This is a genomic window from Devosia sp. Root413D1 (assembly GCF_001425235.1).
GTDB lineage: Bacteria > Pseudomonadota > Alphaproteobacteria > Rhizobiales > Devosiaceae > Devosia_A.
Genome location: NZ_LMEA01000009.1, coordinates 481,359 through 506,689, shown reverse-complemented (window position 1 = coordinate 506,689; position 25,331 = coordinate 481,359). Strand labels below are relative to the sequence as shown.

Here is a 25,331-nt window from a genome sequence, read left to right as displayed (position 1 = left end):
AGAGGTGAGGAGGACGTTGGATCGCGCCCCAGCTCAACTCTCCCTGAGGGGAGAGGTCGGATCGCAAAGCGATCCGGGTGAGGGGGCCTTGCTTACTGCCCATCGCCAGCCCCCTTGGCTGCGTAGCCGCGTGGGGTGTAGGCGACGGTGCCGGAGCCGCGCTGGAAGGTGCGCGAGCTACTGGAGCCGATCATCACGATGGTCAGCATGTCGATCTCGGTCGGATCGAGATCGGCCAGCGCGACGACGCGAACCTTTTCGGTGGGGCGACCGAGATTGGAGCCGATGATCACCGGGGTCGAGGGCGGGCGGTGCTCGAGGAAGATGCGCTTGGTCTCCTCGATCAGGTCGGTGCGGCGCTGCGAGCGCGGGTTGTAGAGCGCGGTGACGAAATCGGCGCGGGCGGCGCCGTCGAGCCGCTTCAGAATGTCCTGGCGTGGGGTGAGCAGGTCGGAGAGCGAGATGCAGCAGAAATCGTGGCCGATCAGCGCGCCGGCCGCGGCGGACGCGGCCTGGAAGGCGGAGACGCCAGGGTGGGTTTCGAGGTTGACGCGGCGGGCGACCTCGGAGACGGCGCGCGGGCCGGTGGCGTCGAGCAGCTCATAGGCGAGCGCCGCCATGGCGTAGATCTGCGCGTCGCCGGAACAGACCAGCGAAACCACCTTGCCCTCGGCCGCGAGCTCGAGGGCGTGGCGGACCCGGCTCTCTTCCTCGCCGAGGCCGTAACGATGCTCGACCTGGCCGCGGCGGAGATCGGCGACAAGATCGATGTAGAGCTCGTAGCCGACCCAATCGGTGCTCTGTTCGAGCGCGTTCACCGCCGCAGCGGTACGCGAGACGGCTTCGCCCGGCCCGATGCCGACGAGGTGCAGCACGCCCGGTCGACGGCCGAAGCCTTCGGGATCGATCGGGTGCAGCGCCTTGCCGATGGCACAGGTGGCGCGGTCGGATTTCAGCTTCTCGACCACCAGCGGGCCGGCCTTCAGCGCCGCCGCCTCGGCGACGCTGGGGGTGCCGACGGTCTCCTCGACATAGTCGGACGGCGACTTGAGGCGGTAGCGCTCCTGGAGGAGTTCAGCAGCCGAGAACAGCCGCAGTGGCACCTTGAAGTGCCGCGCGGCTTCGAGCAGCGCCGGCTCGTCGGCCTTGATGTCGATCGAGGCGATGGCGGCCAGGCTTTCGGGCGCCAGGTTCTGCTGGCGCAGGGCGAAATCGATGAGGCCGATGACCTCCTCGGCGTCGGCGCCCCGCTCGCAGCCGACACCGGCGACCAGCGTCTTGGGGTGATAGACGACGCCGCGCTCGATGCGCAGCTTCTGCTCGGAGACCAACACCTTGACCGCACCCATCGAAGAGACCGGGTAGCCGGCTTCGGCGAGAAATGGCGCTTCACCCTCGATCTGCAGCTTGGCACCGAGCAGCAGCGCCATCATGGCGGGCTTGGCGTCGTGCGGGGTGCCGAGCACCCAGCCCGGAGGCGGCTCATCGAGGCTGTGGAGGAACTTGCTGTCCGACGCCGTGGTGATGGCCGGATGGCCGCCCAGTTCGTCGGCGAGTTCGCGCGCCAGCCGGTTGGCGCCGCGATGGCCGCCAAGCAGTGGCACGATGCTGGCGCCGCCGAGCGAGACGGCAAGCACTGGCGGTTCCTTCTGCTTGTTCTCGAGGCTCGAGGCGAGCAGCCGGATCAGGATGCCGGCAGCACAGACCCCAATGATCGGGCGGCCTTCGGAGAACAGCCGCGGCAACAGTTTCAGCGCGTCGGCGCCGCCCTGCCCGCAGCTGTAGATCTCACCACCGGTCGCCTCGGCAATGCGGTTGGCGGTATCGAGGCCGGTATCGGCGAAGATGATGATGGCGGGAGTCATTCGAGCCAGAACTCCGCTCCTGAGTAGCAGAGCAGCAGTGAGAAGTAGGGTTTGGGGCCCGGCTCCGCGTCGCGAACGCGAACAATGCGTTGCCGCTCCCCGCCGACATTCTCGACAAGCCATGCCCATTCGGCTCGACCAGTCTTTTCCAGCAGCGCCCGCAGCCGATCGTAGTGACGACCGACTTTGAGAATGACCACCGACCCGGCGTCGTCGATGCTGGGCAGCAAGATTTCGTCAGGACTGGGCCCAGTCAACACCGTGAGTGACTCGAAGCGGGCAACCAGCGGAAAGGGGATCGCGGCGGCGGCCGCATTCATCGAGGTTATGCCCGGTACGACTTTGACGGGGAAGCGGTCCCAAAGCCCGGTGCCGACGTAGATAGAGGTTCCGTAAAATAGCGGATCACCTTCACAGAGGTAGACAACGTCGCGGCCCGCAAGAAGGTGCCCCTCGATGATGGCTGCTGCAGCCAGATAGTGCTCCTCTTTCGAGGTGAACTCGCCGTTCGGCATGCGAATGGTCATCGGGATGCTGATCGGCTCAAGCACCGCGGACGGGGCGACATGACCGCGAGCAATGTCTAACGCCATCGTCGTCCCGCTCTCGGTCTGGGGGAAGGCGACCACTTGGGCGGAACTGATAATCCGAGCCGCCTTCAAGGTCAGCAGTTCGGGATCCCCCGGGCCGACGCCCACGAGGTGCAGCGTACCGGTGGTGGGTTCGGTTTTCATGGCGTCACCACGAGGCCGTGCATTGCCTTGGTGACCAGCCATTGCGTTACCGCCATGCGCGGCTTGAAGGCGCGATGACCGCCGACGCGGTCGAGCGAGGAAATCTCAATGCGGGTCAGCTCGCCGCCGAGCTGCAGATGGCGCGAATAGAGGGCGTGCTCGGCATCGAGGGTAACGGCGTTGGCGACCAGCCTGCCGCCGGGTTTCAGGGCGCTCCAGCAGGCATCGAACAGGTCGTCATTGCCGACATCGCCGCCCATGAAGATGGCATCGGGCGGGGCTGTGCGGCCGAAGGTCCCCGGCGCCTCACCGCTGACGATTTCAAGGTTTGGCACACCGAGCGCGGCGGCATTGAGAGCGATCATCTGCAGGCGCTCGCCCTGGCGCTCGAAGGCGATGGCCTTGGCGTCGCGGGCCGCGCGCATCCACTCGATGGCGATGGAGCCCGAGCCGGCGCCGACATCCCAGAGCAGCGCGCCGGGGAACGGGGCGAGCTTGGCGAGGGTGGCGGCCCGCACCTCGCGCTTGGTCAGCTGGCCATCGGTGACGAAGACCTCGTCGGGCAGGCCGGGAACCGGGGGCAGCAGCGGAGCGGTGAAATCGGGCACGCAGTCGATGGCGAGGACGTAGAAATCGTCGATATCACGGCTGTTGAAGCTCTCTGCCTCGTCGGCGGTGATCTTCTCGTCGGGGCTGCCGAGATTCTCGAGCGTGGTGACGAGGCTGCGGCCATAGCCGCGATCGACCAGCAGCTCGATGGCGAGGTCGACGGTGGTGTGATCGGCGGTGAGCGCCAGGATGCGGTTGCCGGGGAGGAGATGCGGGTGCATCGATTCCACCGCCCGGCCATGCAGCGACAGGGTGGCGACCGACTGCAGCGGCCAGTGCAGCCGCGACGCGGCGAGCTGGAAGGCCGAGGGGTGGGGGTGGATGACGAACTCGGAGGGCAGCAGGTAACGGGTCAGCGTGGCGCCGATGCCGAACCACATCGGATCGCCCGAGGCGAGGATGACGGTGGGGGTCTCGCGCAGCGCCATCACCTGTTCGATCATGCTCTCGAGCGGCGGCTCCCATTCGATCAGCGTGCGGCCATCGGCATAGGTTGCAGCAGGCGAATGATCGGGCTCCTCGCCGGCCAGTGCCCGGGCCACGGCCTCGAAGCTGCGCTTGGTGACGAATTCGGGGTTGAACAGGTCGGCGCTGGCGTTGGGGCGGGTCACCGGCTGGAGATCGGCGAGGAAGCGGGCCGGGCCGACGACGGTATCGGCATAGTTGAGCAGCAGCTTGTAGGATGCCGGCAGCTCGTTCGGCCCCCGCTCCCCTACCCCGATGATGTGCAGCCAGGCGGTCATGCGAGGTCTTTCGAAATGGCGTTGAAGGCGGCGCTGGCGACGGCCGAGCCACCGCGGCGACCGCGCACCGTGAGGAATGGCATAGAAAGCGCGTTGGACGCGAGCAAGGCCTTGCTTTCAGCCGCCCCCACGAAACCAACCGGCGCGGCGATGATGGCGGCGGGGCGCGGGCCGCCGGCCGCGATCAGTTCGATGAGGTGGAACAGCGCGGTCGGGGCATTGCCGATCAGCACGACGGCGCCGGCGAGGCGGGGGCGCCAGAGCTCGACGGCGGCGGCCGAGCGGGTGGTGCCGAGCGAGGCAGCCAGTGCCGGCACGGCGGGATCGTTGAGGGTGAGGACGAGCTCGGTGGATTCAGGCAGATGGCGGCGGATGATGCCGGAGCGGACCATCTCGCAATCGCAGAGGACGGGGGCGCCTGCGCGCAGCGCATCCTGAGAAGCCGCCGCAACAGCGGGATCGCCGACGATGTCGGCTGCGAGATCGACCATGCCGCAGGCATGGATCATGCGGATGGCGGCGGGGTGAAGTTCGGGCGCAAGCGACGAGAGATCGGCTTCAGCCTCGATGGTGGCGAAGCTCTGCGCATAGATGGCAGCGGGATCGCGGAGGTAGCTCATGCGGCGCTCCGCAACTGAGCGAGCAGCGCCTGGTGGCCGGCGCCGGCGATCCAGCCTTCCTCGGCGATAAGGATGGCGCGCTGGTCGGCGGTCAGCTCGGTGGGCGGGTTGAGGAAGGTTTGGAGGAGACCGGCGCGGTCGAGCTCGGCGAAGCGTGTGGTGGTGACCTCGACCTGGGCGCGGTCGCGCGGCAAGCCATCGGCCGCGCTGACCGGGAACAGCGAGGGGTAGATCTCGGTGATGATGATCGGCCTGCTGAGGTCGTCGGCGAAGCTGGTTTCGAAGGGCCAGACGGCGATGTCGGCGGCAAAGCGCGGGTCGGTGCGGAGGGCCGCGAGGCGGGCGATGCCGAGCATGGCCTGGCTACCGACCGAGCCGACGCCGGTCAGCTTCCATACCGGCTGGGCGCTGCGGACGTAATGCTCCGCCATCCGGCGCTCGGGGATGGCTGCGTAGGCGCTGGGCGGGCGTTTGGGGTGCAAAGCGGCGTAGCTATGCTGGTGCGGGTGCCCCCAGAAATGCGGGCCGTCGGCGAGCCGAAGGTTGATCGCTTCGGCGAGCTGAAAGCGATTGGAGCTGTTGTCCGCGCTGTCGACGACGGTGCCGGCCAAGGCTGACCAGAGCTGCAGCCATGGTGGCTGTGGCCCCCCCCTCCCTTGCCATTCGAGCGTAGCTCTCATGGCCTTCTCCCCTAAAATCGCTCCACTGGAGCGATTTTGCCTGCGGCCCGGCTCGAAGTCGCCCACAAGGGGGGAGGTGTCCGAGAGGCCGGTGGCAGCTGAGATCGCCGTAGCGCCGCCGCGGGGGTAGCCGAAGACGAAATCGAAGCCGAGCATGGTGCGTTCGCCGCGCCCGCGGGCGGCAAGCAGGCGGGCGGCGATCTCTGCCATCGCGGCGTGGCGGGTCGGTGGGTTCTGGCTCGGCACCCGGCCTTCAGGGCCGAGTTCGCCGATCCAGATCGAATCCTTGCCGCGCTTCGGCGTATTCGCCGCCGACCAATCCACCGCGATGTAGCGATCGAACAACGGCATCAGCTCTCGCCATCTTCACGGGCAAGGCGGCCGGGAACCTTGGGCAGCGTCACCGGCCCGAGCGGATGATCGGCGTGCGGATAGGGGTGATGGTGGTGATCGGCATCGTGGTGGTGGTGCGCACCGTCGCCGTGGTGATGGCCGTGATCCTCGGGGTAGCCGTGATCGTGGCTGCCGCCGAGACGGATGACCGGAAAGGCTGGGTTGGCGACGAGGGCGTGGCGCACCGGGGCGTGGCTATGTGGATGCGTGTGCGGGTGGCCATGATCGTGACCGTGGTCACGCCCGTGGTCATGGCCGTGATCGTGCGCGTGGAGCGGCGTCCAGGGCAGGCCATGCTTCAGGCAGAAGGCCTCGTCGCGGCACGATGAATCGCAATCACCCTTGCAGGGGCAGTTCTCCAGCCCGCCGCCAATGCCCTCGACATGGTGGTGGTGGCTCTCCTGCTTCAAACCGACCTCGGCCTCGAAGCCCAGCACCTGCTCGCGGTATTTGCACATGGCGCAGTTCATCAGGTTCTGGCCGACCAGCATTTCCTGGATGCGATCGATGAAGGTCTCGACCACCAGCGGGTGGTCGTTGAGGTAGGGCGCGTTGAGGAACTCGATATGCGGGTACTTCGCCGCAGCCTCGTCGGCGGCATCGTAGATGCGTTTGACCAGCACGCCGGTGAACAGGAAGTACGGAAAGACGATGATGCGGCGATAGCCGAGCTTCACCGCATGGTCGAGCGCCGGAGCGACGAGCGGGAAGGTAACGCCGGAATAGGCCACCTCGCCCCAGCCAAAACCCATGCCCTCCCAGAGGAGGCGCATGACCTTGGCGACGTTGGAATTGGCATCGGGGTCGGAAGCGCCGCGGCCGACCACCACCAGCAGCGTCTCGTGCCGCGGCACCTCGTTGGGCGAGGCATCGATCGCCTCCTGGATGCGATCGCCGGCAGCGCGCAGCATCTTCAGATCGACGCCGAGCTCGCGGCCATAGGTGATCTCGACATCCTTGCCGGCGGCATAGGTGTTGAGCACCGAGGGAATGTCGTTCTTGGCGTGGCCGGCGGCGAACAACATGCCGGGGACGGCAAGGACGCGCCTGGCACCGCCTGCCCGCAACTTATCCAGCCCCTGATGGATCACCGGATTGGCGAACTCGAGATAGCCGTACTCCACGGGAACGCCCGGCAGGCGCTGCCTTAGCCGTTCGGCCAGCACCGCGAACTCGCCGACGGCGAGCTGGTTGCGGCTGCCATGGCCGCACAGCATCACGGCGGTTTCCGCCGGCAGGATCAGGGATTTATTCATGCTCGCCTCTGTTTTGCACAAAGGCAGAGTTCGCTTTTCGACCAACCAGCAGCCCCGGACTTGGTCCCCGAATTGGGTCGACCGCACCGGGCGTGAGTCTCAGTCCATCAAGGAACGCTGCGCTATCAATGGGTTGTAGTGAGGGGCCCATAGCGGGTCAAACGATTCCGGCCCAGATGCGAACGCTTCTCAAAATCACATGCAAATTCAGTGACTTGCCAGCGCGAAAGGGCTCGGCTATTGGCCGCTGATGGCAAGCGGTTCTTCAAATCTGGCGGTGCGCGTCGCCTATGGCAGCCTCGTGGTCGGCATCCTGGTGCTGGCGCTGAAGGGCTATGCCGCCTGGGCGACCGGCTCGATCGCGCTGTTCTCGGATGCGCTGGAAAGCGTGGTCAACGTGGTGACGGCGATCGTGGCGCTGATCGCGGTGCGGCTCGCAGCGCGCCCGGCCGATGCCAGCCTGCCCTATGGCTATTACAAGGCCGAGTATTTTTCGGCCGTGGTGATCGGCATCTTCATCGCGGTGGCGGCGCTGCTGATCTTCCGCGAGGCCTATTACGGCTTCATCAACCCGCGCGAGTTCAAGCTCGATCCGCTGGGCCTCAGCGTCAGCGTGCTGGCGACCGGCATTAATGCCGGCTGGGCCTGGTGGCTGTCGCGCCGTGGCCGCGAGGAGCAATCGCCGGCGCTGATCGCCGATGGCAGGCACCTGTGGACCGATGTGGTCTCGACGCTGGGCGTCCTGATCGGCGTGCTGCTGGCGGCGGCGACCGGCTTCGTGCAGCTCGATGCGATCCTTGCGGCGCTGGTCGGCTTGGCGATCCTGTGGTCGGGCTGGGAGCTGATCAAGCAGAGTGTCATTGGCCTGATGGACGTGGCGGTGGAGCCAAAGCTGCTCAACCAGATCCGCGAAATCATCTCGGCCAATGCCGATGGGGCGCTCGAAGCGCATGACATCCGCACCCGGCAGGCCGGCGCCATGACCTTCATCGACTTTCACCTGGTGGTGCCGGGCACGATGAGCGTTGAGGCAGCGCATGCGATCTGCGACGGCATCGAATTGAAGCTCCGCGAGGCAGTGGAGCGGGCGCAGATCACCATCCATGTCGAGCCCGAGAACAAGGCCAAGCACTCGGGCATCGTGGTGGTGTGAGGGGTTAGCTCTTCGGGCCACACATACGATGTCATTCCCGCGCAGGCGGGAACCTAGTGCGGTCTCGCCGCATCGGTGGACGGTGAAACATCCCACCGGGTCCCCGCCTTCGCGGGGATGACGCCGGTGGGTAGGTAAGATCGTTCGTAGCTACAAAGGCCGCACCGGCGCTGTAGGTGTAGTTGGCAAATCCGCCCCTCGCTCCGGCTTCCCCGCCAGCAGCGCGGTCGTCGCGGCATTGCCCTGGACGTTCACCACGGTGAGAATCGGGTCGACGATCGGGTCGATGGCAACGAGGAGGATGATCGCCACCTCGACCGGCAGGCCGAGCGGCACGAGGATGATCGAGATCATCGATAAAGCTGCGACACCGGGCGCCCCGGTGGCGGCGACGCCGGCCAGCATGGCGCCGAACAGCACGAACACCATCTGCCCTGGGTCGAGCGCCAGCCCGTAGAGGTTGGCGAGAAACAGCGTCGCGAGGGCGAAGTGGAAGGTCGAGCCGGGTGGATTGAGGGTGATGCCGAGCGGCAGCGCCAGATCGACGACCCGCCGATCGAGCCGCAGCCCCTCCTTGAGGCCGCGCAGCGCCGAGGGGATCGAGGCGTAGCTGCTGGAGGTGCCGAAGGCGACGACCACCGTTTCGCGCATCGCGCCGAGCGTCGCGAGATAGCTGCCGCCGACACGCCACCAGATCAGCACCGAGTAGAGCGCGATTAGCACGATGGCGCCGGCATAGATGAAGATCACCAGCTTGGTCATGGCGAACAGCACGTCGAGCCCGACGGCTGAAACCTGGCTGTAGGCAAGGCAGAACAGGCCGAACGGCAGCACGTACATCAGCCATTCGATGATCTTGATGAAAGTGTCGTAGAACGCCTCGAGCAGCGCCGTGGCGCGCTCGGATTTCTCCCGCGCGATGGAGCCGAGCGCCACGCCGAACAGCACGGCGAACATCAGGATGGCGATCTTGTTGCCGGTGGTCAGCGCACCGAAAATGTTCTCGGGGAACATGCCGACCACCAGGTCGGCGAACACGCCCTGGCTGTGCGCCGGGTCGACGCCGGTGCCGGCCGCTTCGGCGGTGAAGATCACCTTGCCGATGACCTCGCGCGCCGCGAGCTGCAGCTCGCCGCCGGGCTGGCCCCAATAGCCCAGCGCGACACCGAGCGCCCCGGCGACGGCAAGGCCACCGATGATCAGCAGCACCAGGCGGGTGAAGTAGCGATTGGCGGCGCCATCGAGGAACAGCCGGCTGAGACTGGTGGCGACCGCGGTGAACAGCAGCGGGATGACGCACATCTGTAGGAGGCGAATGTAGATATCGCCGAGCGTGCCGATGACCGGCATCTGGCCCTTATCCAGCCAGCCCAGCACACCGCCGGCAATGAGCCCGCTGAAGATTGCGAGGGGGTGGAGGAGCAGCCGCCCGAGGCGGCCCTTCAAGACCTCAGCCATCGATCAGCGCCCTGTCCTTGGAGTAGAGATAGGTGTTGAGCACGCCATCGAGAAAGCCATTGCCCTTGGCCTTGGTGAGGTAGAGATCGACCCAGGCCTTGAGGTCGGTATTGCCGGGCGGCATGGCGATGGCGATGGTGTCGGGATGGCCGGCAAGGTGGTAGGGCCGCAGCTCGACGGCGCCGGCGGAATCGGCGAGCCGCCAGTTGCCGATCTCGATCTCGTCATACATCAGCGCCACCAGGTCGCCGGATTTCACCGCGGCAAGCATTTCGGCCCAGGTGTTGAAGGCAACATTCTGCGCTTCCGGAAAATCCTCGGCGACGAAACCGACATAGGAGGTGCCATCGATGACGCCGATGCGCGACTGCGGATTGTTGAGCAGCGCCGGGATGTCATTGGCGCGCTCGGGATCGGCGGCGACGAGACGGCCGAGCTGCAGGCGATTGATCAACAGGAACTGGCGGACGCTGACATAGCTCTGAGAGAAGCTGGCGCGCGCGGCGCGCTCGAGCGTATCGCTCAACAGGCTGATCGCCATGTCGGCGCGACCTTCGACCACTTCGTCGATCAGTCCATCGAAGGTGGTGGCGGCGCGGTTGTACTCCAGCGTCACGCCGAGCTTTTCGGCAATGTCCTCGGCGATGGCGGGGTCGACGCCGACCAGCTTGCCCTCCGGGCCGACATAGAAGAACGGCACCACATCCTCGAAAAACACCGCGACGGTGAGCTTGCCGGTCGCCTGAATGCGGGCGATGGCGGAGGATTGCGCGTAGGCCGGCGGCGACGGCAACGCAAACAAGGCCGCCAGCAGGCAGCCAATGGTAAACAGGGTTATGGCGCGGATGGACCGCTCCAATCTGGGTGTAGACACTGCTAGGGCCCCCAAGGCGGCACGCACCCTAGGGGGATATTGTCGCCGAATTGTTAGCCCGACAATGAAAATCGACTTTTGCCGGCGAGTACTTAGCTGGGTTAAGGGCGACGCGGTCGGGACCCGCACAAGCTGTGCAAAGCCCCGGGCGTGGCATGGCCGCGATTCAGCGGCGCGCCTAAGGTCTCCCGGTGTGCATGACCCAGGAGATCTTTCATGACTCTCAATGCGCCTAGCCAGACCATGTTCATCGTCGCCGTCGTCATCGCAGTCATCGCGTTGCTCGGCGCCCTCGTCTCGATACCGTTCGTCAGTGCCTACGCGTTCTGGATTCTGATCGTCGCGTTCATCGTGCTCGCCGCCGCGGTGATGATGAAGGGCGCCTGAGCCCCTCGGTCCTTGACTCTGTCGCGCTTTCGAAGCGGAAAGGTCTGCAAGCTTTCCTGAAAGCGCCGCCGGGTTTGAGGTTGCAGGCCGGCGCATGGCGAGCGATCCTCGCCGCCATGCGCCTTTTGATTTGCCTGATGCTCATCGCCCTTGCCGCCCCGGTGGCCGCCCCGGTGCTTGCCACCGATTGGGGCCAATATGACAATGCCCGCTTCGGCTACACCATCGACGTGCCGCCGGGCTTCGAGTGGGGCAAGGAGGCCGACAATGGCGACGGCCGCGCCTTTCGCGGCGGCGCCAGCAAGCTCCTGGTATGGGGCGGCAATATCACCGAGGACAGCTTCGAAGACGCCGTCGCCTCGGCCAAGGGCTTCGCCGAGGCTGACGGCTGGAATATCAGCTATGAAGCGGTGACGCCGAGCTGGGCGAGCTTTTCGGGGGCGCAGGGCAAGCGCATCCTCTACCAGCGGATGATCGCGCTTTGCGATGGCGCCTATGCGGCTTTCCAGCTGGAATACTCGGCGGTGGACCTCGGCAAGCTGGAGCCGGTGGTGGAGCAGTTGGTGCGGAGCCTCAAAGGAGGGTGCTGATGGCGCGGGTCTACCAACGCGAGGACTGGGCCAGGCACCCACCCGCCAGTCGGGCGAATGGGAAGGCGGCGAGGCCAATGTCACGGTGATTCTCCACGACAGCGTCGACGCGGGAGCCGGCCCGCGACTCCACACCCATCCCTACCCCGAGACCTTCATCATCGAGGCGGGCCGGGCGGTGTTCACGGTGGGCGACGAGGAGCTCGAGGCCGGGCCGGGCCAGATCCTGGTGGTGCCGGCAAACATCCCGCACAAGTTCAGGACGCTCGGCCCGATGAAGAGCATCCACATCCACGCCAACCCGAAATTCGATACGCGGTGGCTGGAGTGAGAGGGCATCCACCGGCCTCTCAATCATCTCTCCCCTTGCGGGAGAGAAAGCGATTTCTAAGGGCTTAGCCCTCGCTAGGCCCTTAGAAATCGCAAGAGAGGGGATGCGGAGCCACAGTGCCTCCTCGCGACCCCCTCTCTGGCGAAAACTAAGGACTTAGCTGCGCTAAGCCCAAGTTTTCGCTTTCTCCCCCGCCGAGGGGAGATGGGGCCGGTGCGTGCGGCGCGCCCGCTAAAACTCGATCCCCGCCTGCGCCTTCACCCCAGAGCGGAACGGGTGCTTGATCTCGGTCATTTCGGTGACGAGGTCAGCCAATTCGATGATCTCGTCCTTGGCATTGCGGCCGGTGACGATGACGTGGGTGTCACGCGGCTTGTTGCGCAGCACCTCGAGCACTTCGTCGAGCGGCAGGTAGTCGTAGCGCAGCACGATGTTGAGCTCGTCGAGCAGGATGAGCTTGTAGCGCTCGTCGGCGATCAGTTCCTTGGCCATTTCCCAGGCGCCGCGAGCGGCGGCGAGATCGCGCTGGCGATCCTGGGTGTCCCAGGTAAAGCCCTCGCCCATCGCCTTGATGGTCACCTGGTCGGGAAACCTGTCGAGCACATCGCGCTCACCGGTGCTCCAGGCGCCCTTGACGAACTGCACCACACCGACCTTGAAGCCGTGGCCGATGGCGCGGAACACCATGCCGAAGGCGGCGGTCGACTTGCCCTTGCCCTTGCCGGTATGGACGATGAGCAGGCCGCGCTCCTCGGTCTTGGTGGCGAGGATCTTGTTCCGCGCCTCCTTCTTCTTCCGCATCTTTTCGGCGTGATAGGCGTCGCGCTCGGCTTCGCTCATCAGGTCGGTCTTCTTGGGGGCTTTGTCGGTCATCAAGTGTCCTCGAGATAGGCGAAAGCGGAATTGGAACGTGGGGTCCAGAAGCCGCGCCGGCGGGCTTCGTTGAACTTTTCGATCAGCTCGTCATAGCCGAAGCGGTTGTTGGCCTCGATGAACCCACGCGTCGCATCGTCTTCGACGAAGGCCTCGAAGGCGAGATCGAAATGGTGAGTCTGCACCGCGCCGGTCGTCGCAGCGAAGGCGAACATATAGTCGACGGTGGCGATGATCTCGAAGGCGCCCTTATAGCCATGGCGCTTCACCCCATCGATCCATTTCGGATTGACGACGCGGGAGCGCACGACCCGCGAAATCTCCTCGGCCAGCGTGCGGGCGATCGGCCGCTCGGGGCGCGAGTGATCGTTGTGATAAGCGGCGGGAGCCCGGCCGGTCAGGCTCTCGGCGGTGACGGCGAGGCCACCCTCGAACTGGTAGTAATCATCGCTGTCGAGCAGGTCGTGCTCGCGATTGTCCTGGTTGTGGACCACCGCCTCGATGTTGGAGAGGCGTGCAGCGAAACGATCGCGCTCGGGCGTGCCATCGGCATTGGCGCCATAGGCGTATTGGCCCCAGTTGAGAAAGGCCTCGGCGAGGTTGGCCTTGCTCTCCCAGTTGCCCGAATCCATCAGGCCCTGCAGGCCCGCACCATAGGCGCCGGGTTTCGAGCCGAAGACGCGGTGGCCGGCGCTGAGGGCTGCGGTGCGATCGTCAGCGCCGGATCTCATCAATTCCAGCGCGTCGGTGCGCATGCGGGCGGCAATCGGGTTCTGGTCCTCGGGCTCGTCGAGGGCCCCGATGGCGCGGACGGCCTTGTCGAACAGCGCGATCTGGGCGGGGAAAGCGTCGCGGAAGAAGCCCGAGATGCGGAGGGTCACGTCGACACGCGGCCGCCCGAGCTTCGCCAGCGGCATGATCTCGTAGCCGGAGAGGCGGAGCGAAGACGGGTCCCAAACCGGTTTGGCGCCGATGAAGGCGAGGGCCTGGGCGACGTCGTCACCGCCGGTGCGCATATTGGCGGTGCCCCAGACGGAAAGCGCGAGCGAGCGTAGCGGCGTGCCGTGATCCTGGAAGTGGCGGACCAGCAGGTTTTCCGCCGACTTCCGGCCGAGCTCCCAGGCGGTGGGGGTGGGCACCGCCCGGATATCGACGGAGTAGAAGTTCCGTCCGGTGGGCAGCACGTCGAGGCGGCCACGCGACGGCGCGCCGGAGGGACCGGGCGGGACGAACCGGCCGTCGAGGCCGAGGAGGAGGGAAGCGATCTCGTTCGGGCCGGAAGCGGCGAGGCGGGGGCGGATAACGTGTTCTATCGTTTCGAGTACGGCCGCAGTTGCGTGCCAGTCTGGATCGGGAGCGCGACCGCTGACGAGTTCGACAGCTAACGCTTCGAGATACTCGACGATATCGCCGACGGTGCGAGGGGCGCCCCCCTCCCCAACCCTCCCCGCAAGGGGGAGGGTGCCGGCCGGTGTTTGTGGCAGGATCGTGCCGACTGCACCGGACAGCACCTCCCCCCTTGCGGGGGAGGTTGGGAGGGGGGGAGCAGCGGGCACCGGCCCGGTCCATGGCGCGCCTAGATCGGCGGTCAGCGGGTCGAAGCCGAGTTTCAGGTCGTCGGCGAGGGCGCGGATGAGCGATGCTTCGCCCGCCGTCTCTCCACGCGGCACTCGGGCGAGCGCGACGATCAGGTCGCGCTCGAGGCGGCCGGTGGGGGATTGGCCGAAGATGTGGAGGCCATCGCGGATCTGGGCTTCCTTCAGGTCGCAGAGGAAGGTGTCGATGCGCTTCAGCGTTTCGAACTCATCCGGGACGAGACCGATATCGCGGTCTAGGCGCGCGTCGCGGGTGAAATCGAAGATGCGTTTCCTGAGCCCGGCGAGGCGGCGGCGGTCCATGCCGGAGGCGGCATAATACTCGTCGAGCAGCGCTTCGAGGTCCTTGAGCGGGCCGTAGGTTTCGGCGCGGGTCAGCGGCGGCACCAGATGATCGATGATCACCGCGCCGGTGCGGCGCTTAGCCTGGGTGCCCTCGCCCGGATCGTTGACGATGAACGGGTAGAGCTGCGGCAGCTCGGCCCAGAGCGCGGCGGGATAGGACGCGGCGTCGAGCGCGGTGGCCTTGCCGGGAAGCCACTCGAGATTGCCGTGCTTGCCGTTGTGGATCACGGCATGGGCCGCAAACTCGTGCCGCAGCCAGAGATAGGCAGCAAGATAGCCGTGTGGCGGCACGAGGTCCGGATCGTGATAGCTGGCGGTCTCGTCGAGATGATAGCCGCGGGCCGGCTGGACCAGGATGGCGACGTTGCCGAGGCGGATCGCCGGGAGATGGAAGGCGCATTTAGCGCCGTCGCCACGCACGAACGGATCGGCAGCAGGGTCGCCCCAGCGGGCGGTGACTTCCGACTGGATCTTGGCCGGGAGCGTGGCGAACAGCTCACGGTAGCGATTCACGGGAAACGGGATGCCGGTGCCGCGCTCCGGATGGGCGTTGGTGGGGCCGGCTTGGAGCAAGGCAATCAGGTCGTTGCCGTCGTGCGGAAACTGCCCCTCACCCGCCTCGCTACGCGAGGCACCCTCTCCCTCAAGGGGAGAGGGAAGGCCGGGGCTGGATCGTGCCACATCGCCCCTCTCCCCTTGAGGGAGAGGGTGGCGCGCAGCGCCGGGTGAGGGGCCGAAGCGATACCCCGCTCCCTCAAGAACCTTCAAAATCTCCACCGTCGACTGCGGCGCGTCATAGCCCACCCCGTTGGCCAGGCGGCCGTCGCGGATGGGGTAGTTGGCGAGGACCACCGCAACCCGCCGATCGGCGCGCGGCGTGGCCCGCAGCGTCGTCCAGTTCTTGGCCAGCGTGACGGCGCGGCGGATGCCATCGGCGTCGGGGGCGTAGGCGGAGAGCGGGCATTGGGTGCGCTCGTGCCAGATGGCGTCGTGCTTATGGCCGACCAGCAGCATGCCGATGCGGCCGTCGAGCTCGGGCAGCACCACCTGCATGGCGAGATCCTTCGCCGTGAGGCCCTGGATATCGGCGGCCCACTGCGCCTCGGGGCGGCCACCCTGCAGCAGCTGGATCACTGGGGCGTCGGTGCCGGCGAAGGGGTTCTGCTTGGCGTCGAGGCCGTCGAGGCCGAGGGCAAAGCCGGTGAGGTTGAGGATAACGCTCGGCGGATACGCGGCGAAGGCCGCCTGGACGAAACGGATACAGGCGCCTTCCTTCAGCGTCGAGACGACGATGGGGACGGGATTGACGGATCGGGTTTCGAGTTCGGCGATCAGGGCTTCGAGCGTTCCGGTGCCGGCGCCTTCGAGGGCAGCGCGGTAGAACAGGATGGGCACGTTCGGGTTGGGCGAGGCCGGCAGCGCGTCGAGCATGCCGTGGTTGGGGTGCCAGAGGCCGAAGCGGTGGAAGGGTTTTGGCGCCGAACTGCTCGGCTCGAGCGCGGGGCTCCCCCCACCCTTGCCTCCCCGCGAGAGGGAGGAGGACGACTGCACGAGCTCAGCGAAGGCCTTGAGCAGCGTATCGGCATTGTCCGGGCCGCCGGCGGTGAACAGGCTGTGGAGCCTGGCCCAGTCGTCAGGATGGATGGTGGAGCGCTGTTGCAGGATCGGGTCGGGGTTGGCGTCGCCGGGGAGGAGGGCGAGCTGGATCTTGCCGCTCAGCGCCAGGGCGGTCAGCTCGTCGACGCCATACTGCCAGTAAGCCGGGCCGCCGAGCAGGCGGACGACGACCAGGCTGGCGTGCTGCACGGTCTGCTCGAGCCACAGGTCGACCGAGAGGTTGTGGCTCAACCGCAAGAGGTTGGCGAGGCGCAGCTCGGAAATGCCGGCGCGATCGGCGGCGCCGGCGAGCATGGCCAGTTCGCTGTCGGCGGCGGAGGCGAAGATGATCGGCGCCGGGGACTGGGCGAGGTCGATGGCCTCGCCCTCCTGTTGCAGGGCACCGGCCTGGGCGGAGAGCAGGTGCATCAGGTCACCGGAGCCGAGCGCTTCGGCAGCGGGTGCCAAAGCTCGATCAGGCCGACGCAGCAGAACGCCGATACGGCGCCGGTGAGCGCCACACCGCTGATGATGATGACATCATCGACCGAGCTGACGTCGTCGGAAAACAGGAAGAGGCCGATGACGGCGGCGCTGACCAGGGCGCCGATCACCGGGCCGGCGACGAGGCGCTGCCAGAGCTGCGGCAGGAAGCGGCTGACGAGCATGATGATGACCGAGGAAATGGCAGCGGGTATGGCGCCGAGGGTATAGGCCGCGATGAGGATGATCGGCCAGTTCTCGCCGAGGAAGTTCGACGCCGACTGGCCGGCGGCATGCACGATGATGCCGTCGGTGATGGCGGCGAAGGCGAAGAACACCAGGGCGCCGATGGCGGGGCCGATAAACAGCGAGACGACGAACAGCCAGATGTTGCGGGCCATTATGCAAGCTCCTGGCGATAGCGGCGCGAGCCGCGGAGTTCGGAGCCGTCGGCCATGCGGATGGTGAAATCGCCGTCGCGGACCGGCGCGATCTCGCGGACCTTCGCGCGGTTGACGAGGTGCGAGCGGTGCACCCGGGCGACGTCGACGCCGGCATCGCTCAACAGCTGCTCGAGCGCCGCCAGGCTGATGCGGGCGAGGTGGGTGGCGCCATTGGCGCGGATCTCGACATAGTTGCCGGCGGCGCTGGCCCAATCGAGCGAGGCGGCATCGAGGAAGATGGTGCGGCCACCGGCCTTGAGGGTGAGCTTGCCGGTCTGCCGGGCGTCGGCCCGCGCCGCTTCGGCTTCGCGGCGATGCTCCTCGAGGCTGCGCTGTAGCCCGAGCATCAGGATCAGCACGGAGTAAGGGAAGATGTCCTTGCGGTACTCGTAGAGCAGGTCAGTCGGCAGGTCGGTGAAGAAGCTGTAGCTCATGCCGAGGATCGAGGCGAAGGCGACGGTACGCAGTGCGATGAACAGCACGATGTGCAGCAGGGAAAACACGATGCTACCGAGCGCGTGCCAGAACAGGGCCGAGCGCCAGGTCTCCGCGGTGAACGGCACACGGCGCTCGAACAGGATGACCAGTGGCGCCAGCGCCACCATGGCGAGGACGCTGGTCAATTCGAGGATGAACGGCACGCGGGGGTCGAGCACTCGGCTCTCGCGTTGCGCTTCGGTGAGAATGCCGAGGGCGTTGAGCACGCCGATGGCGATCAGGAACAGCGTCATGATGAGGAAAACGCGGCGGGCGACACGGCGCTCCAGTGCGGCCTCGCCGGTGAGATCAGCCGCCATTGGTCACCCATTGGCCGCCGCTGGCCCCACGGTCGCCGGCGCACGTCGCCGCTCGTCCCACCGGCCTGCCTCTCGCACCAGCGCGATAGGACAAGGCGGCGGCCTGCCCTAGCTCTGAACACCTCGCAAATCGCTCAGAGGTTGGAGCCATCATGTCAGCAGAGACCCTTCCCGCCATCGGTTCGGAGCGCCGCTACGATCTCGACTGGCTGCGCGTCATCGCCTTCGGTTTTCTGATCTTCTACCACATCGGCATGTTCTACGTGACGTGGGGCTGGCACGTGAAAAGCCCGCATGCCGGGCCGTGGCTGGAGCCGGTGATGGCGCTGATCAACCCGTGGCGGCTGCCGCTGCTGTTCCTCATCTCGGGCATAGCGCTGCGCTTCGCCATCGACAGGAGCCGGCTGCGCCAGTTCGTGCCGCGGCGCTTCATGCGGCTGTTCGTGCCGATCGTCTTCGGCATGCTGGTGGTGTGCGCGCCACAAGCCTATTTCGAGCTCTACAGGAAGGGCGAGACCGGCGCGGATTTCTGGGCGTTCTACGGCCAGTATCTCGACTTCGACATGGAGTTCTCGATCCTGACGCCGACCTGGAACCACCTGTGGTACGTGGTCTACATCCTTGCCTACACGCTGGTCGTGGTGGCGCTGCTGCCGCTGCTCAGAGCGCTCGATGGGGTGGCGGAGGCGCTGTTCGGCTGGCTGGGGCGCGGCGCGCTGGGCTGGCGCCTGCTGCTGGCGCCGGTGCTGCCGTTCCTCTGTTACGAGTGGCTGCTGGCGCCGCATTTCCCCTCGACGCATGCCTTCTACAATGACTGGGCCAACCATGCGGAGCTGTTCAGCATCGTGCTGATCGGCTGGTTCGCGGCGAAAAGCCCGGCATTCTGGGGGGCGGTGCAACGGCACCTCGGCTCGGCGATCACCCTCTCTCTCGGGCTGCTGCTGGTGCTGGCCGTGGCCCGGCTCAACTGGGGCACGGTGCGCGCCGACGAGGGCCTCACGACGCTGATGACGCTGGCGCGCACGGTGTTCATGTGGGCGGCGATCGTTGCGATGCTGGGGCTGGCGCAGCGCTACCTCAACCGCAGCGGTCCCGTGCTGCGCTTCCTCACCGAGGCGGTGTTCCCGTACTACATCCTGCATCAGACCCTCATCGTGGCCGTAGGGTTCTGGGTCGGCGGCCTGCTGCTGCCGGTGGGACTGGAGGCCGGCATCATCACCGTCGCAACGGTTGTCGGTTGCGTGGTGCTGACCGAGGCGATCAAGCGCGTGCCACCGCTGCGCCCGCTGTTCGGGCTGGCGTGGCGGGCCGAAGCGATCCGGCCCGCGTCACAGGTCGTCGCCGCCAGTTAGGCCGCAGCCGCGATGGCACCCTCGAGGCTCCGGGTGATCGCCGCATGGTCGAGCGGCGATTCCCCGATCACCACCAGAGCGGTCCGACGCGCCTCGCCCGGCTTCCACGGCCGGTCGAAATAGGCGGAGACGCGCGGTCCAACCGCCTGGATGGCGAGACGGGCCGGGGCGCCGGGGAGTGCGGCAAAACCCTTGAGACGGAGCACGTCATGGGCGCGGATGGTCGCCTCGATGGTTTGGAGCAGATGATCCTTGCTGGTGACGCCGTCGAGGGTGACGGAGAAGGAATCGAAATCATCGTGCTCGTGGCCTTCGCCACCGTGCTCGAGCTCGTGATGGCTCTCGCGTCCGGCGAGGTTGTCTTCGGTCGAGAGCCCCATGCCGAGCAGCGCCGCGACATCGACATGGCCGTTGCGGGCGCGGACCACGCCGGTGCCCGGACGCATCTCGGCCTTGAGGTGGGCTTCGATGGTGTCGAGCTGGGCGTCGGTGACGAGGTCGACCTTGTTGAGGATCACCATGTCGGCAGCGATCAGCTGATCCTCGAACAGCTCGCCGAGCGGCGTCTCGTGGTCGAGCATGGCGTCGGCGGAACGGAGCGCGTCGACCGCCTGTTCGTCATTGGCGAAGCGGCCTTCGCTGAGCGCCGCCGCGTCGGCGACGGTGACGACGCCGTCGATGGTCACCTCGGACTTGATCTCGGGCCAGTTGAAGGCGCGGATCAGCGGCTGCGGCAGCGCCAGGCCGGAGGTCTCGATGACGATGTGGTCGGGGCGATCCTCACGCTCGAGCAGCGCCTGCATGGTGGGGATGAACTCGTCGGCGACGGTGCAGCAGATGCAGCCATTGCTCAGCTCGATCATGTCCTCTTCGCGGCAGGTTTCATCACCGCAGCCGGCGAGGATTTCCTTGTCGACGCCGAGCTCGCCAAACTCGTTGATGATCAGCGCGATGCGTTTGCCCCTGGCATGGGCGAGGAGGTGCCGGACCAGGGTGGTCTTGCCGGCGCCGAGGAAGCCGGTGATGACGGTAACGGGGATCTTGCTCATGCGTGGGCACCTTTCAGGGCGAAGGCGGAAGATCTGGCGAGGCGCTCGTTGAGCCAGCCGAACAGCGGGCCGACGATCAGCCAGAACAGCGCGCCGGTGGCGAGGGTCGCCGCGGCGAAGCTGGTCGCGAGATTGGCGGGGACGGCGGTGGCGTGTTCACCGACCAGTTGCGGTGCGCCGATGACGTGCGGCGCGAGGATCAGCACGGCGGCAATGACGATGCCGGTCCAGTTGTGGAGCTTGGCGATGGCGAGGATGCCGGCGCCGGTGGCGAGCGCAGTGCCGACCCACCAGACCTGGCGGGCGACGAGATCTGCAGCGGGCATGCCGGGGAGTTCCGGCGGCAGGCCAAGGGCCGGGGCGAGCTGCAACGCGATGAAGCCACTGAGCCCCCAGATCACGCCATTGCGGGCGGTGATCTCGATGCCGGAAAGCACGGAGACGGCAGCGAGCACGAAGGCGAAGCCGATGCAGCCGAGGAGGTTGGCCAGCACGGTGTAGGCGATGCGCTCGGCGCCATCCTGCGGCGCCCAGGCGTCTTCGTCATGCTCGTGGGCCGGCGCGGCTTCGGCATGCTCATGCGCGGGCGTGCCGGCCTCGTGGCTGTGCTCGGCGACGGCCGGCGCCTCGGGGGCGGCGTTCTCGTAGACTTCGGCGGCGAGGATCAGCGGCGCGACGCGCCATTGCTGCACGGCGCTCATGGCCAAGCCGGCTGCGAGTCCGGCAAGGACCGCAGCGAAAAAGATTCGCTGGAAGAGTTTCATCGATGTCTCGTGTGCTTAGAGCTGAGTCAGCTCAATGGCAGGGGAAGCCAAGCGCATGGCGCGTATCGTGCGCGCCATTGTGGATGGCCATGTCACTGGCAAAACCGACGCCGCCGACGAGGACGAAGCCGATAAACAATGCCAGCACACCTGCGATGAGCCGCTGCGAGACAGAAAGACGGGCGACCGACGCCGTCTGGACCTGAGTATTCATAAGCCTGCACCCTCCGTGCGGATGAAAGTGGGCGTATCGCCCGAGCTCTTTCCGGGGGTCGCGTTTCGAACCGGAAAAGTCTGACAACTTTTCCTGAAACACTCCCGGACGCTGGCAGGTCTCCTGACTCGCGGGTCACCGTGGTCTCCGGCCTTCCCAACATCCCAAAGGATGGCAGTGGCATAGTCGGAGGCACTCGCCGCTTACAGTTGCGGGGGCAGCCACGGATTTGGTCCCTGATGGGTACGCCGCACCGTGTTCCCTTTTGATCCCCTCGCCCGAACGGGGTTGAGGAACCAACGTGGGGTTATCGTTACGCCGCAGGAGGGGGCGCGGTCAATCTTCCGCGGCAGCGGAATCGGGGTAGCCGACGGTGACGGTATCGACACGCGCATCGACCTTTTCGAGCAGCGGCTCGCTCGACGAGATCTGCATGTCGCCGGAGATGGCATCGACATTGAGGTCGGCCGGATAGTCGCCGACGGCGAAGCGGACGCTGACCGAGCAGCCACCCTCGGGCGGGGCGAGCTTGCCGCCCTCGAAGCTGGCGGCGCCACCATAATCCCAGAAGAAGCCGTAGAGCTGGAACGGCCCGCCATGCAGGGCTTCAACTTCCTTGACGGTCAGGCCCTGCTTGAGGCCACCCGGCGCGGTGTCACCCGGCGGCACGGTGAAGTAAGCGATGCGCTCGTGCTTTTCCTCGTCCCACCAGCCGAACTCGATGGTCTTGGCGGGATCGTTTGGGAAGATGGTGGTGGCGAGCACGGTAGAGCCCTCGGGGCCCGGGACATCACCAGTCACCACATTGTCCTTGCCGAAGGCTTCGATCAGCCGCGCCTCGGAACTGTCACCGGCGAACGGGCCCTCGCAGACGAGGTCGGCAGCCAGGGCGGGCGCCGCCAACAGCAACAGGGGAAACAGGACCAGCGCACGCATTGTCGACCTCCGTTGACCCGCCGAATCTAGCTGAGCCAGGTGAGTCTGGGCAGGCCTTGCGGCGGAAGCTGGGCACGGTCACCGGCCCGACTGCAGCCGTTCGGTCATCTGGTTCTGGATCGCGAGGACCTCCTCGATCACCTCGGTGAGGAGGCGCAGCTCGTCGAGGCTGCGCTTGCCCAGCGCTTCGGCGCCAGCGATCGCCATCGGGGCGTAGGCCTTCTCGATGACGGCGGTGGTGGCCTCGGCGAGTTCCACCAGCACCTTGCGCCGATCATGCGGATCGGGTTGGCGGCGGACGAAGTTGCGCGCCTCGAGCCGGTCAATCAGCGAGGTAACAGCAGCCGGGGTGAGACGGGTGGCGCGGGCGATGGCACTGGCAGTCTGCGGACCGCTGGTGAGGAAGCTGAGGCACAGGCGCTCGGCAGGGCCGAGCTTGAACATCGCTCCCACCTCCTCGTCATAACGCTGCGTCGCTTCCTGCCAGCGCACGATCAGCGTGCCGAGCCGCTGGACCAGCTCCGCCTTCGCGTCGCTTGACGAATCTACTTCGATCATCTAACTATATGCTCATCTAATAATACGACGGAAGCATGATATGCGGCGTCGCGCAGGTGAGGCAAGAATGAAAGCACGCATCGGCATCGTTGGCGCCGGCTCCGCCGGGCTCGGTTTGGCCCTGGCACTGGTCAGGCGCGGGTTTGCGCCCGTTGTGTTCGAGAAGCGCAGCGAAAAGCAGGTGATCGACGAGGGGATTTTCCTGACGCTGGCGCCCAACGGCATGAACGCGCTGCGCGGCTTTGGCCTTGCGGCGGAGGCGCTGCGGCACGGGGTCGAAACGCGCGCCATTGTCCTCCACAACGAACACGGCAGGGCGCTCGGTACCGTCGACTATGCCCGCCATGCGGCACAGTTCGGCGCCCCTTCAGTGACGATCCGGCGCGGCGCGCTGGGCGAAATCCTGTTGGCCGCGGCGCGTGCAGCCGGAGTGCCGATCCAGTTCGAGACGCCGGTAAGCGCGGTCGCCAACCTCGAGACCGAGGTGGCGGCGACGACCGGTGACGGCGTGACGCACAGTTTCGACGTGTTGGTGGGGGCCGATGGCCTCCGCTCCAATGTGCGCAGCCTCACCATGCCCGGGCTGCCGTCACCTGCCTATAACGGCCTGCTGGGGAGCGGTGGCATCGTCGATGTGCCGGATGTGGCGCCGACCGATGGGCGGATGCTGATGACCTTCGGGCGACGGGCGTTCTTCGGCTACATCAAGGACCCGGGCGGGCCGGTCTACTGGTTCAACAGCTTTCCTGCCGACGAGCAGCAGGCGCGGTTGATCGACCGCCAGGCGGCGACCGGGTATTTCGAGGCGCTGCATCGCAGCGACCCCGCGGTCAACCGGCGGATCATCGCGGCTGCCGCGCCGCAGGTGAGCCGGATCTATCCCGATTACGACGTGCCGAGCCTGCCCTACTGGTCGAAGGGGCGGGTGATCCTGATCGGCGATGCGGCGCATGCGGTGACCCCGCATTCTGGCCAGGGCGCATCGATGGCGCTCGAGGACGCGCTGGTGCTCGCGGCCTGTCTCGAGGCGGAGGCGACGCCTGAAAACGCCTTTCGGCGTTTCGAGGCATTGCGGCGCGACCGGGTGGAGGCGGCGGTGCAGCTCGGCCGGCGGGGCGGCACGCCCAAGAAGGCACAGGGTTGGCTGGCGCGGCGGGTGCGCGATCTGGTGCTACCGCTGTTCGTGCCGCTCGGCCAGCGTGGGCAGGAGCAGTTGTTCGCCTTTCGCGCCGACGATACGCCACTGGTCCGGCCGAACTGAGCGGCCTTGCGGCCGCCACGGGGCCCGGCGATCAATGGGGCGAGCCAACTGATTCGACCCTGGTGCCCCCAATGCCTTTCACCTTCCAGACGGTGATGCCGATCCTCCTCTTGATCGGCTCCAATGTATTCATGACCGTCGCCTGGTACGGGCACCTGAAATTCCCGCACATGGCGATGTGGGTGGCGGTGATGGTCAGCTGGGGCATCGCGCTGGTGGAATACTGGCTGGCGGTGCCCGCCAACCGGATCGGCTACGGCGCCTACACAGCGGCGGAGCTGAAGACCATCCAGGAGGTGATCAGCCTCACGGTGTTCGCCGGCTTCGCGGTATTCGTTCTGGGCGAGAAGCTCACCTGGAACCACGCCGTCGGCTTCCTGCTGATTTTCGCCGGGGCCTTCTTCATTTTCCGCGGGCCGCTGAAGTAGCCACCAGCGACTGGTGGGCGAAGACGCCCGCCCCTGCCCCGTCGGCGACCGCGAAGCTGATATTGTGCATCGGCCGCGCCGCATCGCCCGCGGCATAGACGCCGGGAATGCTGGTCTGCTGCAGGTGATCGACGAGGAAGAAATCGCCGGCCATTCCGGCCTTGGTTTCGCAGCCGAGCTGGAGGCCGAGGTTGCTGGCGAGCTGGATCGGCGCATGGACGAAGATGGCGTCGAGCGGCGTCGATCCGGCGGTGGTCACCACCGATTGCAGCACGCCATCCCGGTGATCGAAGCGCACCAGCGCCGCCTCGACCAGCTTCACCCGCATATCGGCGAGCGCCGCGCGGACGATCGGATCGACCGGGCCGCCATTGGCAAACAGCGTCAGGTCGCTGGTCCACTCCTGAAAGAAGCGAGCGCGGTCGAGGATATCGCCGTCGCGCAGCATCAGGCCGAGGCGACGATCGGCGACCTCGAAGCCGTGGCAATAGGGGCAATGCAGCACCGTCTTGCCCCAGCATTCGGCCATACCGGGAATGCCGCTGGTATCGTCGGTGACGCCGTGGGCGATGATCAGCCGGCGGGCGGCGAGCTGCTGGTGTGAGGCGAGTTCGATGCTGAAGCCGTCGAGCGCACCCGACGCCGCAATGGCCTCGGCGTTGCGGAGCTCGACGGTGCCGTAGATTTCGAGCTGACGGCGAGCCTCGGCGAGCAGCTCGCCCGGCACGGCGCCATCGCGGCTCAGGAAGCCATGCGAGTGTTCGGCGAAGCGATTGCGCGGCTTGCCGGTATCGAGCACCAGCACCTTGCGACGGGCACGGCCGAGTTGGGTTGCGGCAGCAAGGCCGGCAAAGCCGCCGCCGATGATGATGACGTCGTACATGTTTGTTGTCCTGTTCCGAACGAGGAATGGCGGCGGCGGCGAGATGTTCCGCCGGGCCGGG

Annotated in this window: 25 protein-coding genes and 1 riboswitch; of the genes, 7 read left to right on the top strand and 18 right to left on the bottom strand. The window is 66.6% G+C overall.

What is annotated here, in order from left to right:
- Positions 1–92: 92 nt before the first annotated feature.
- The 6 genes from cobJ to ASC89_RS14335 are packed head-to-tail and all read right to left on the bottom strand — an operon-like array spanning position 93 to position 6,900.
- Positions 93–1,865, bottom strand: coding sequence for a precorrin-3B C(17)-methyltransferase (gene cobJ, locus ASC89_RS14360; RefSeq protein WP_055998860.1), 1,773 nt, complete (start codon positions 1,863–1,865; stop codon positions 93–95).
- Positions 1,862–2,599: a precorrin-2 C(20)-methyltransferase gene (gene cobI, locus ASC89_RS14355; RefSeq protein ID WP_055998858.1), complete on the bottom strand. Its 738-nt coding sequence runs from the start codon at positions 2,597–2,599 to the stop codon at positions 1,862–1,864. The genes cobJ and cobI overlap by 4 nt, the downstream gene beginning before the upstream one ends.
- Entirely contained in the window at positions 2,596–3,951 is a 1,356-nt protein-coding gene (gene cbiE / locus ASC89_RS14350) for a precorrin-6y C5,15-methyltransferase (decarboxylating) subunit CbiE (RefSeq protein WP_055998857.1), read from the bottom strand. Before cbiE ends, cobI begins: the two co-directional genes overlap by 4 nt.
- On the bottom strand, positions 3,948–4,571 hold the full coding sequence (locus tag ASC89_RS14345; RefSeq protein ID WP_055998855.1) for a precorrin-8X methylmutase: 624 nt from the start codon (positions 4,569–4,571) through the stop codon (positions 3,948–3,950). The genes cbiE and ASC89_RS14345 overlap by 4 nt, the downstream gene beginning before the upstream one ends.
- A complete protein-coding gene (locus ASC89_RS14340) occupies positions 4,568–5,602 on the bottom strand; it encodes a hypothetical protein (RefSeq protein WP_055998851.1) in 1,035 nt (344 codons plus the stop codon). The genes ASC89_RS14345 and ASC89_RS14340 overlap by 4 nt, the downstream gene beginning before the upstream one ends.
- Positions 5,602–6,900 (bottom strand): sirohydrochlorin chelatase, encoded by a 1,299-nt coding sequence (locus ASC89_RS14335; protein WP_055998849.1) that lies wholly within the window; start codon positions 6,898–6,900, stop codon positions 5,602–5,604. Before ASC89_RS14335 ends, ASC89_RS14340 begins: the two co-directional genes overlap by 1 nt.
- Before the next feature lie 250 nt (positions 6,901–7,150).
- On the opposite strand from ASC89_RS14335, the gene ASC89_RS14330 reads away from it, so the two are divergent.
- Positions 7,151–8,053, top strand: coding sequence for a cation diffusion facilitator family transporter (locus ASC89_RS14330; protein WP_055998847.1), 903 nt, complete (start codon positions 7,151–7,153; stop codon positions 8,051–8,053).
- Between the two features lie 150 nt (positions 8,054–8,203).
- Here the strand turns inward: ASC89_RS14330 and ASC89_RS14325 are convergent, their stop codons facing one another.
- Positions 8,204–9,511: a dicarboxylate/amino acid:cation symporter gene (locus ASC89_RS14325; RefSeq protein WP_055998845.1), complete on the bottom strand. Its 1,308-nt coding sequence runs from the start codon at positions 9,509–9,511 to the stop codon at positions 8,204–8,206.
- Entirely contained in the window at positions 9,504–10,385 is an 882-nt protein-coding gene (locus ASC89_RS28715; protein WP_162247944.1) for an ABC transporter substrate-binding protein, read from the bottom strand. Before ASC89_RS28715 ends, ASC89_RS14325 begins: the two co-directional genes overlap by 8 nt.
- A 216-nt stretch (positions 10,386–10,601) precedes the next feature.
- On the opposite strand from ASC89_RS28715, the gene ASC89_RS28815 reads away from it, so the two are divergent.
- The 3 genes from ASC89_RS28815 (at position 10,602) to ASC89_RS14310 (ending at position 11,693) form a co-directional block, all read left to right on the top strand.
- The gene (locus tag ASC89_RS28815) at positions 10,602–10,772 is read left to right on the top strand and encodes a hypothetical protein (protein WP_176730404.1); all 171 of its coding nucleotides are present in this window, start codon (positions 10,602–10,604) and stop codon (positions 10,770–10,772) included.
- A gap of 137 nt (positions 10,773–10,909) precedes the next feature.
- On the top strand, positions 10,910–11,362 hold the full coding sequence (locus ASC89_RS14315) for a hypothetical protein (protein ID WP_082527968.1): 453 nt from the start codon (positions 10,910–10,912) through the stop codon (positions 11,360–11,362).
- An 85-nt stretch (positions 11,363–11,447) separates the two neighbouring features.
- Positions 11,448–11,693: a cupin domain-containing protein gene (locus tag ASC89_RS14310; protein ID WP_244488467.1), complete on the top strand. Its 246-nt coding sequence runs from the start codon at positions 11,448–11,450 to the stop codon at positions 11,691–11,693.
- Between the two features lie 231 nt (positions 11,694–11,924).
- Here the strand turns inward: ASC89_RS14310 and cobO are convergent, their stop codons facing one another.
- Genes cobO through ASC89_RS14290 form a run of 4 tightly spaced genes read right to left on the bottom strand, consistent with a single transcriptional unit; the run spans position 11,925 to position 17,825 of the window.
- Positions 11,925–12,566 carry a cob(I)yrinic acid a,c-diamide adenosyltransferase gene (cobO, locus tag ASC89_RS14305; protein WP_055998843.1) on the bottom strand — a complete coding sequence of 214 codons (642 nt, stop codon included), beginning with the start codon at positions 12,564–12,566 and terminating at the stop codon, positions 11,925–11,927.
- Complete coding sequence (locus ASC89_RS14300; protein ID WP_244488466.1) at positions 12,566–16,570, bottom strand: cobaltochelatase subunit CobN; 4,005 nt, start codon at positions 16,568–16,570, stop codon at positions 12,566–12,568. The genes cobO and ASC89_RS14300 overlap by 1 nt, the downstream gene beginning before the upstream one ends.
- Positions 16,531–16,986, bottom strand: a complete 456-nt coding sequence (locus tag ASC89_RS14295) for a hypothetical protein (protein WP_055998841.1) — start codon at positions 16,984–16,986, stop codon at positions 16,531–16,533. Before ASC89_RS14295 ends, ASC89_RS14300 begins: the two co-directional genes overlap by 40 nt.
- On the bottom strand, positions 16,986–17,825 hold the full coding sequence (locus ASC89_RS14290) for a LytTR family DNA-binding domain-containing protein (RefSeq protein WP_055998839.1): 840 nt from the start codon (positions 17,823–17,825) through the stop codon (positions 16,986–16,988). Before ASC89_RS14290 ends, ASC89_RS14295 begins: the two co-directional genes overlap by 1 nt.
- Before the next feature lie 152 nt (positions 17,826–17,977).
- Between ASC89_RS14290 and ASC89_RS14285 the strand changes: the two genes are divergently transcribed.
- Positions 17,978–19,177 carry an acyltransferase family protein gene (locus tag ASC89_RS14285; RefSeq protein WP_055998837.1) on the top strand — a complete coding sequence of 400 codons (1,200 nt, stop codon included), beginning with the start codon at positions 17,978–17,980 and terminating at the stop codon, positions 19,175–19,177.
- Here ASC89_RS14285 and cobW read toward each other — a convergent pair.
- From cobW to ASC89_RS14260, 5 genes are all read right to left on the bottom strand, one after another.
- A complete protein-coding gene (cobW, locus tag ASC89_RS14280) occupies positions 19,174–20,226 on the bottom strand; it encodes a cobalamin biosynthesis protein CobW (protein ID WP_055998835.1) in 1,053 nt (350 codons plus the stop codon). The genes ASC89_RS14285 and cobW overlap by 4 nt on opposite strands.
- Positions 20,223–20,990: a CbtA family protein gene (locus ASC89_RS14275; protein WP_055876725.1), complete on the bottom strand. Its 768-nt coding sequence runs from the start codon at positions 20,988–20,990 to the stop codon at positions 20,223–20,225. Before ASC89_RS14275 ends, cobW begins: the two co-directional genes overlap by 4 nt.
- Positions 20,991–21,021: 31 nt before the next feature.
- Entirely contained in the window at positions 21,022–21,204 is a 183-nt protein-coding gene (locus ASC89_RS14270) for a CbtB-domain containing protein (protein WP_055876724.1), read from the bottom strand.
- Positions 21,205–21,299: 95 nt separating this feature from the next.
- Positions 21,300–21,520: riboswitch (cobalamin riboswitch) on the bottom strand.
- 20 nt (positions 21,521–21,540) lie between these two features.
- Positions 21,541–22,140 carry a hypothetical protein gene (locus ASC89_RS14265; protein ID WP_055998834.1) on the bottom strand — a complete coding sequence of 200 codons (600 nt, stop codon included), beginning with the start codon at positions 22,138–22,140 and terminating at the stop codon, positions 21,541–21,543.
- Between the two features lie 78 nt (positions 22,141–22,218).
- Positions 22,219–22,698, bottom strand: a complete 480-nt coding sequence (locus ASC89_RS14260; protein WP_082533376.1) for a MarR family winged helix-turn-helix transcriptional regulator — start codon at positions 22,696–22,698, stop codon at positions 22,219–22,221.
- A gap of 67 nt (positions 22,699–22,765) precedes the next feature.
- On the opposite strand from ASC89_RS14260, the gene ASC89_RS14255 reads away from it, so the two are divergent.
- Both ASC89_RS14255 and ASC89_RS14250 read left to right on the top strand, forming a co-directional pair.
- Complete coding sequence (locus ASC89_RS14255) at positions 22,766–23,959, top strand: FAD-dependent monooxygenase (RefSeq protein WP_244488465.1); 1,194 nt, start codon at positions 22,766–22,768, stop codon at positions 23,957–23,959.
- Positions 23,960–24,030: 71 nt separating this feature from the next.
- Entirely contained in the window at positions 24,031–24,387 is a 357-nt protein-coding gene (locus ASC89_RS14250; protein ID WP_055998830.1) for a DMT family protein, read from the top strand.
- On the opposite strand, the gene ASC89_RS14245 is transcribed toward ASC89_RS14250, so the two are convergent.
- Positions 24,362–25,270: an NAD(P)/FAD-dependent oxidoreductase gene (locus ASC89_RS14245; RefSeq protein ID WP_055998828.1), complete on the bottom strand. Its 909-nt coding sequence runs from the start codon at positions 25,268–25,270 to the stop codon at positions 24,362–24,364. The two genes, ASC89_RS14250 and ASC89_RS14245, sit on opposite strands and share 26 nt — an antisense overlap.
- Positions 25,271–25,331: the final 61 nt, after the last annotated feature.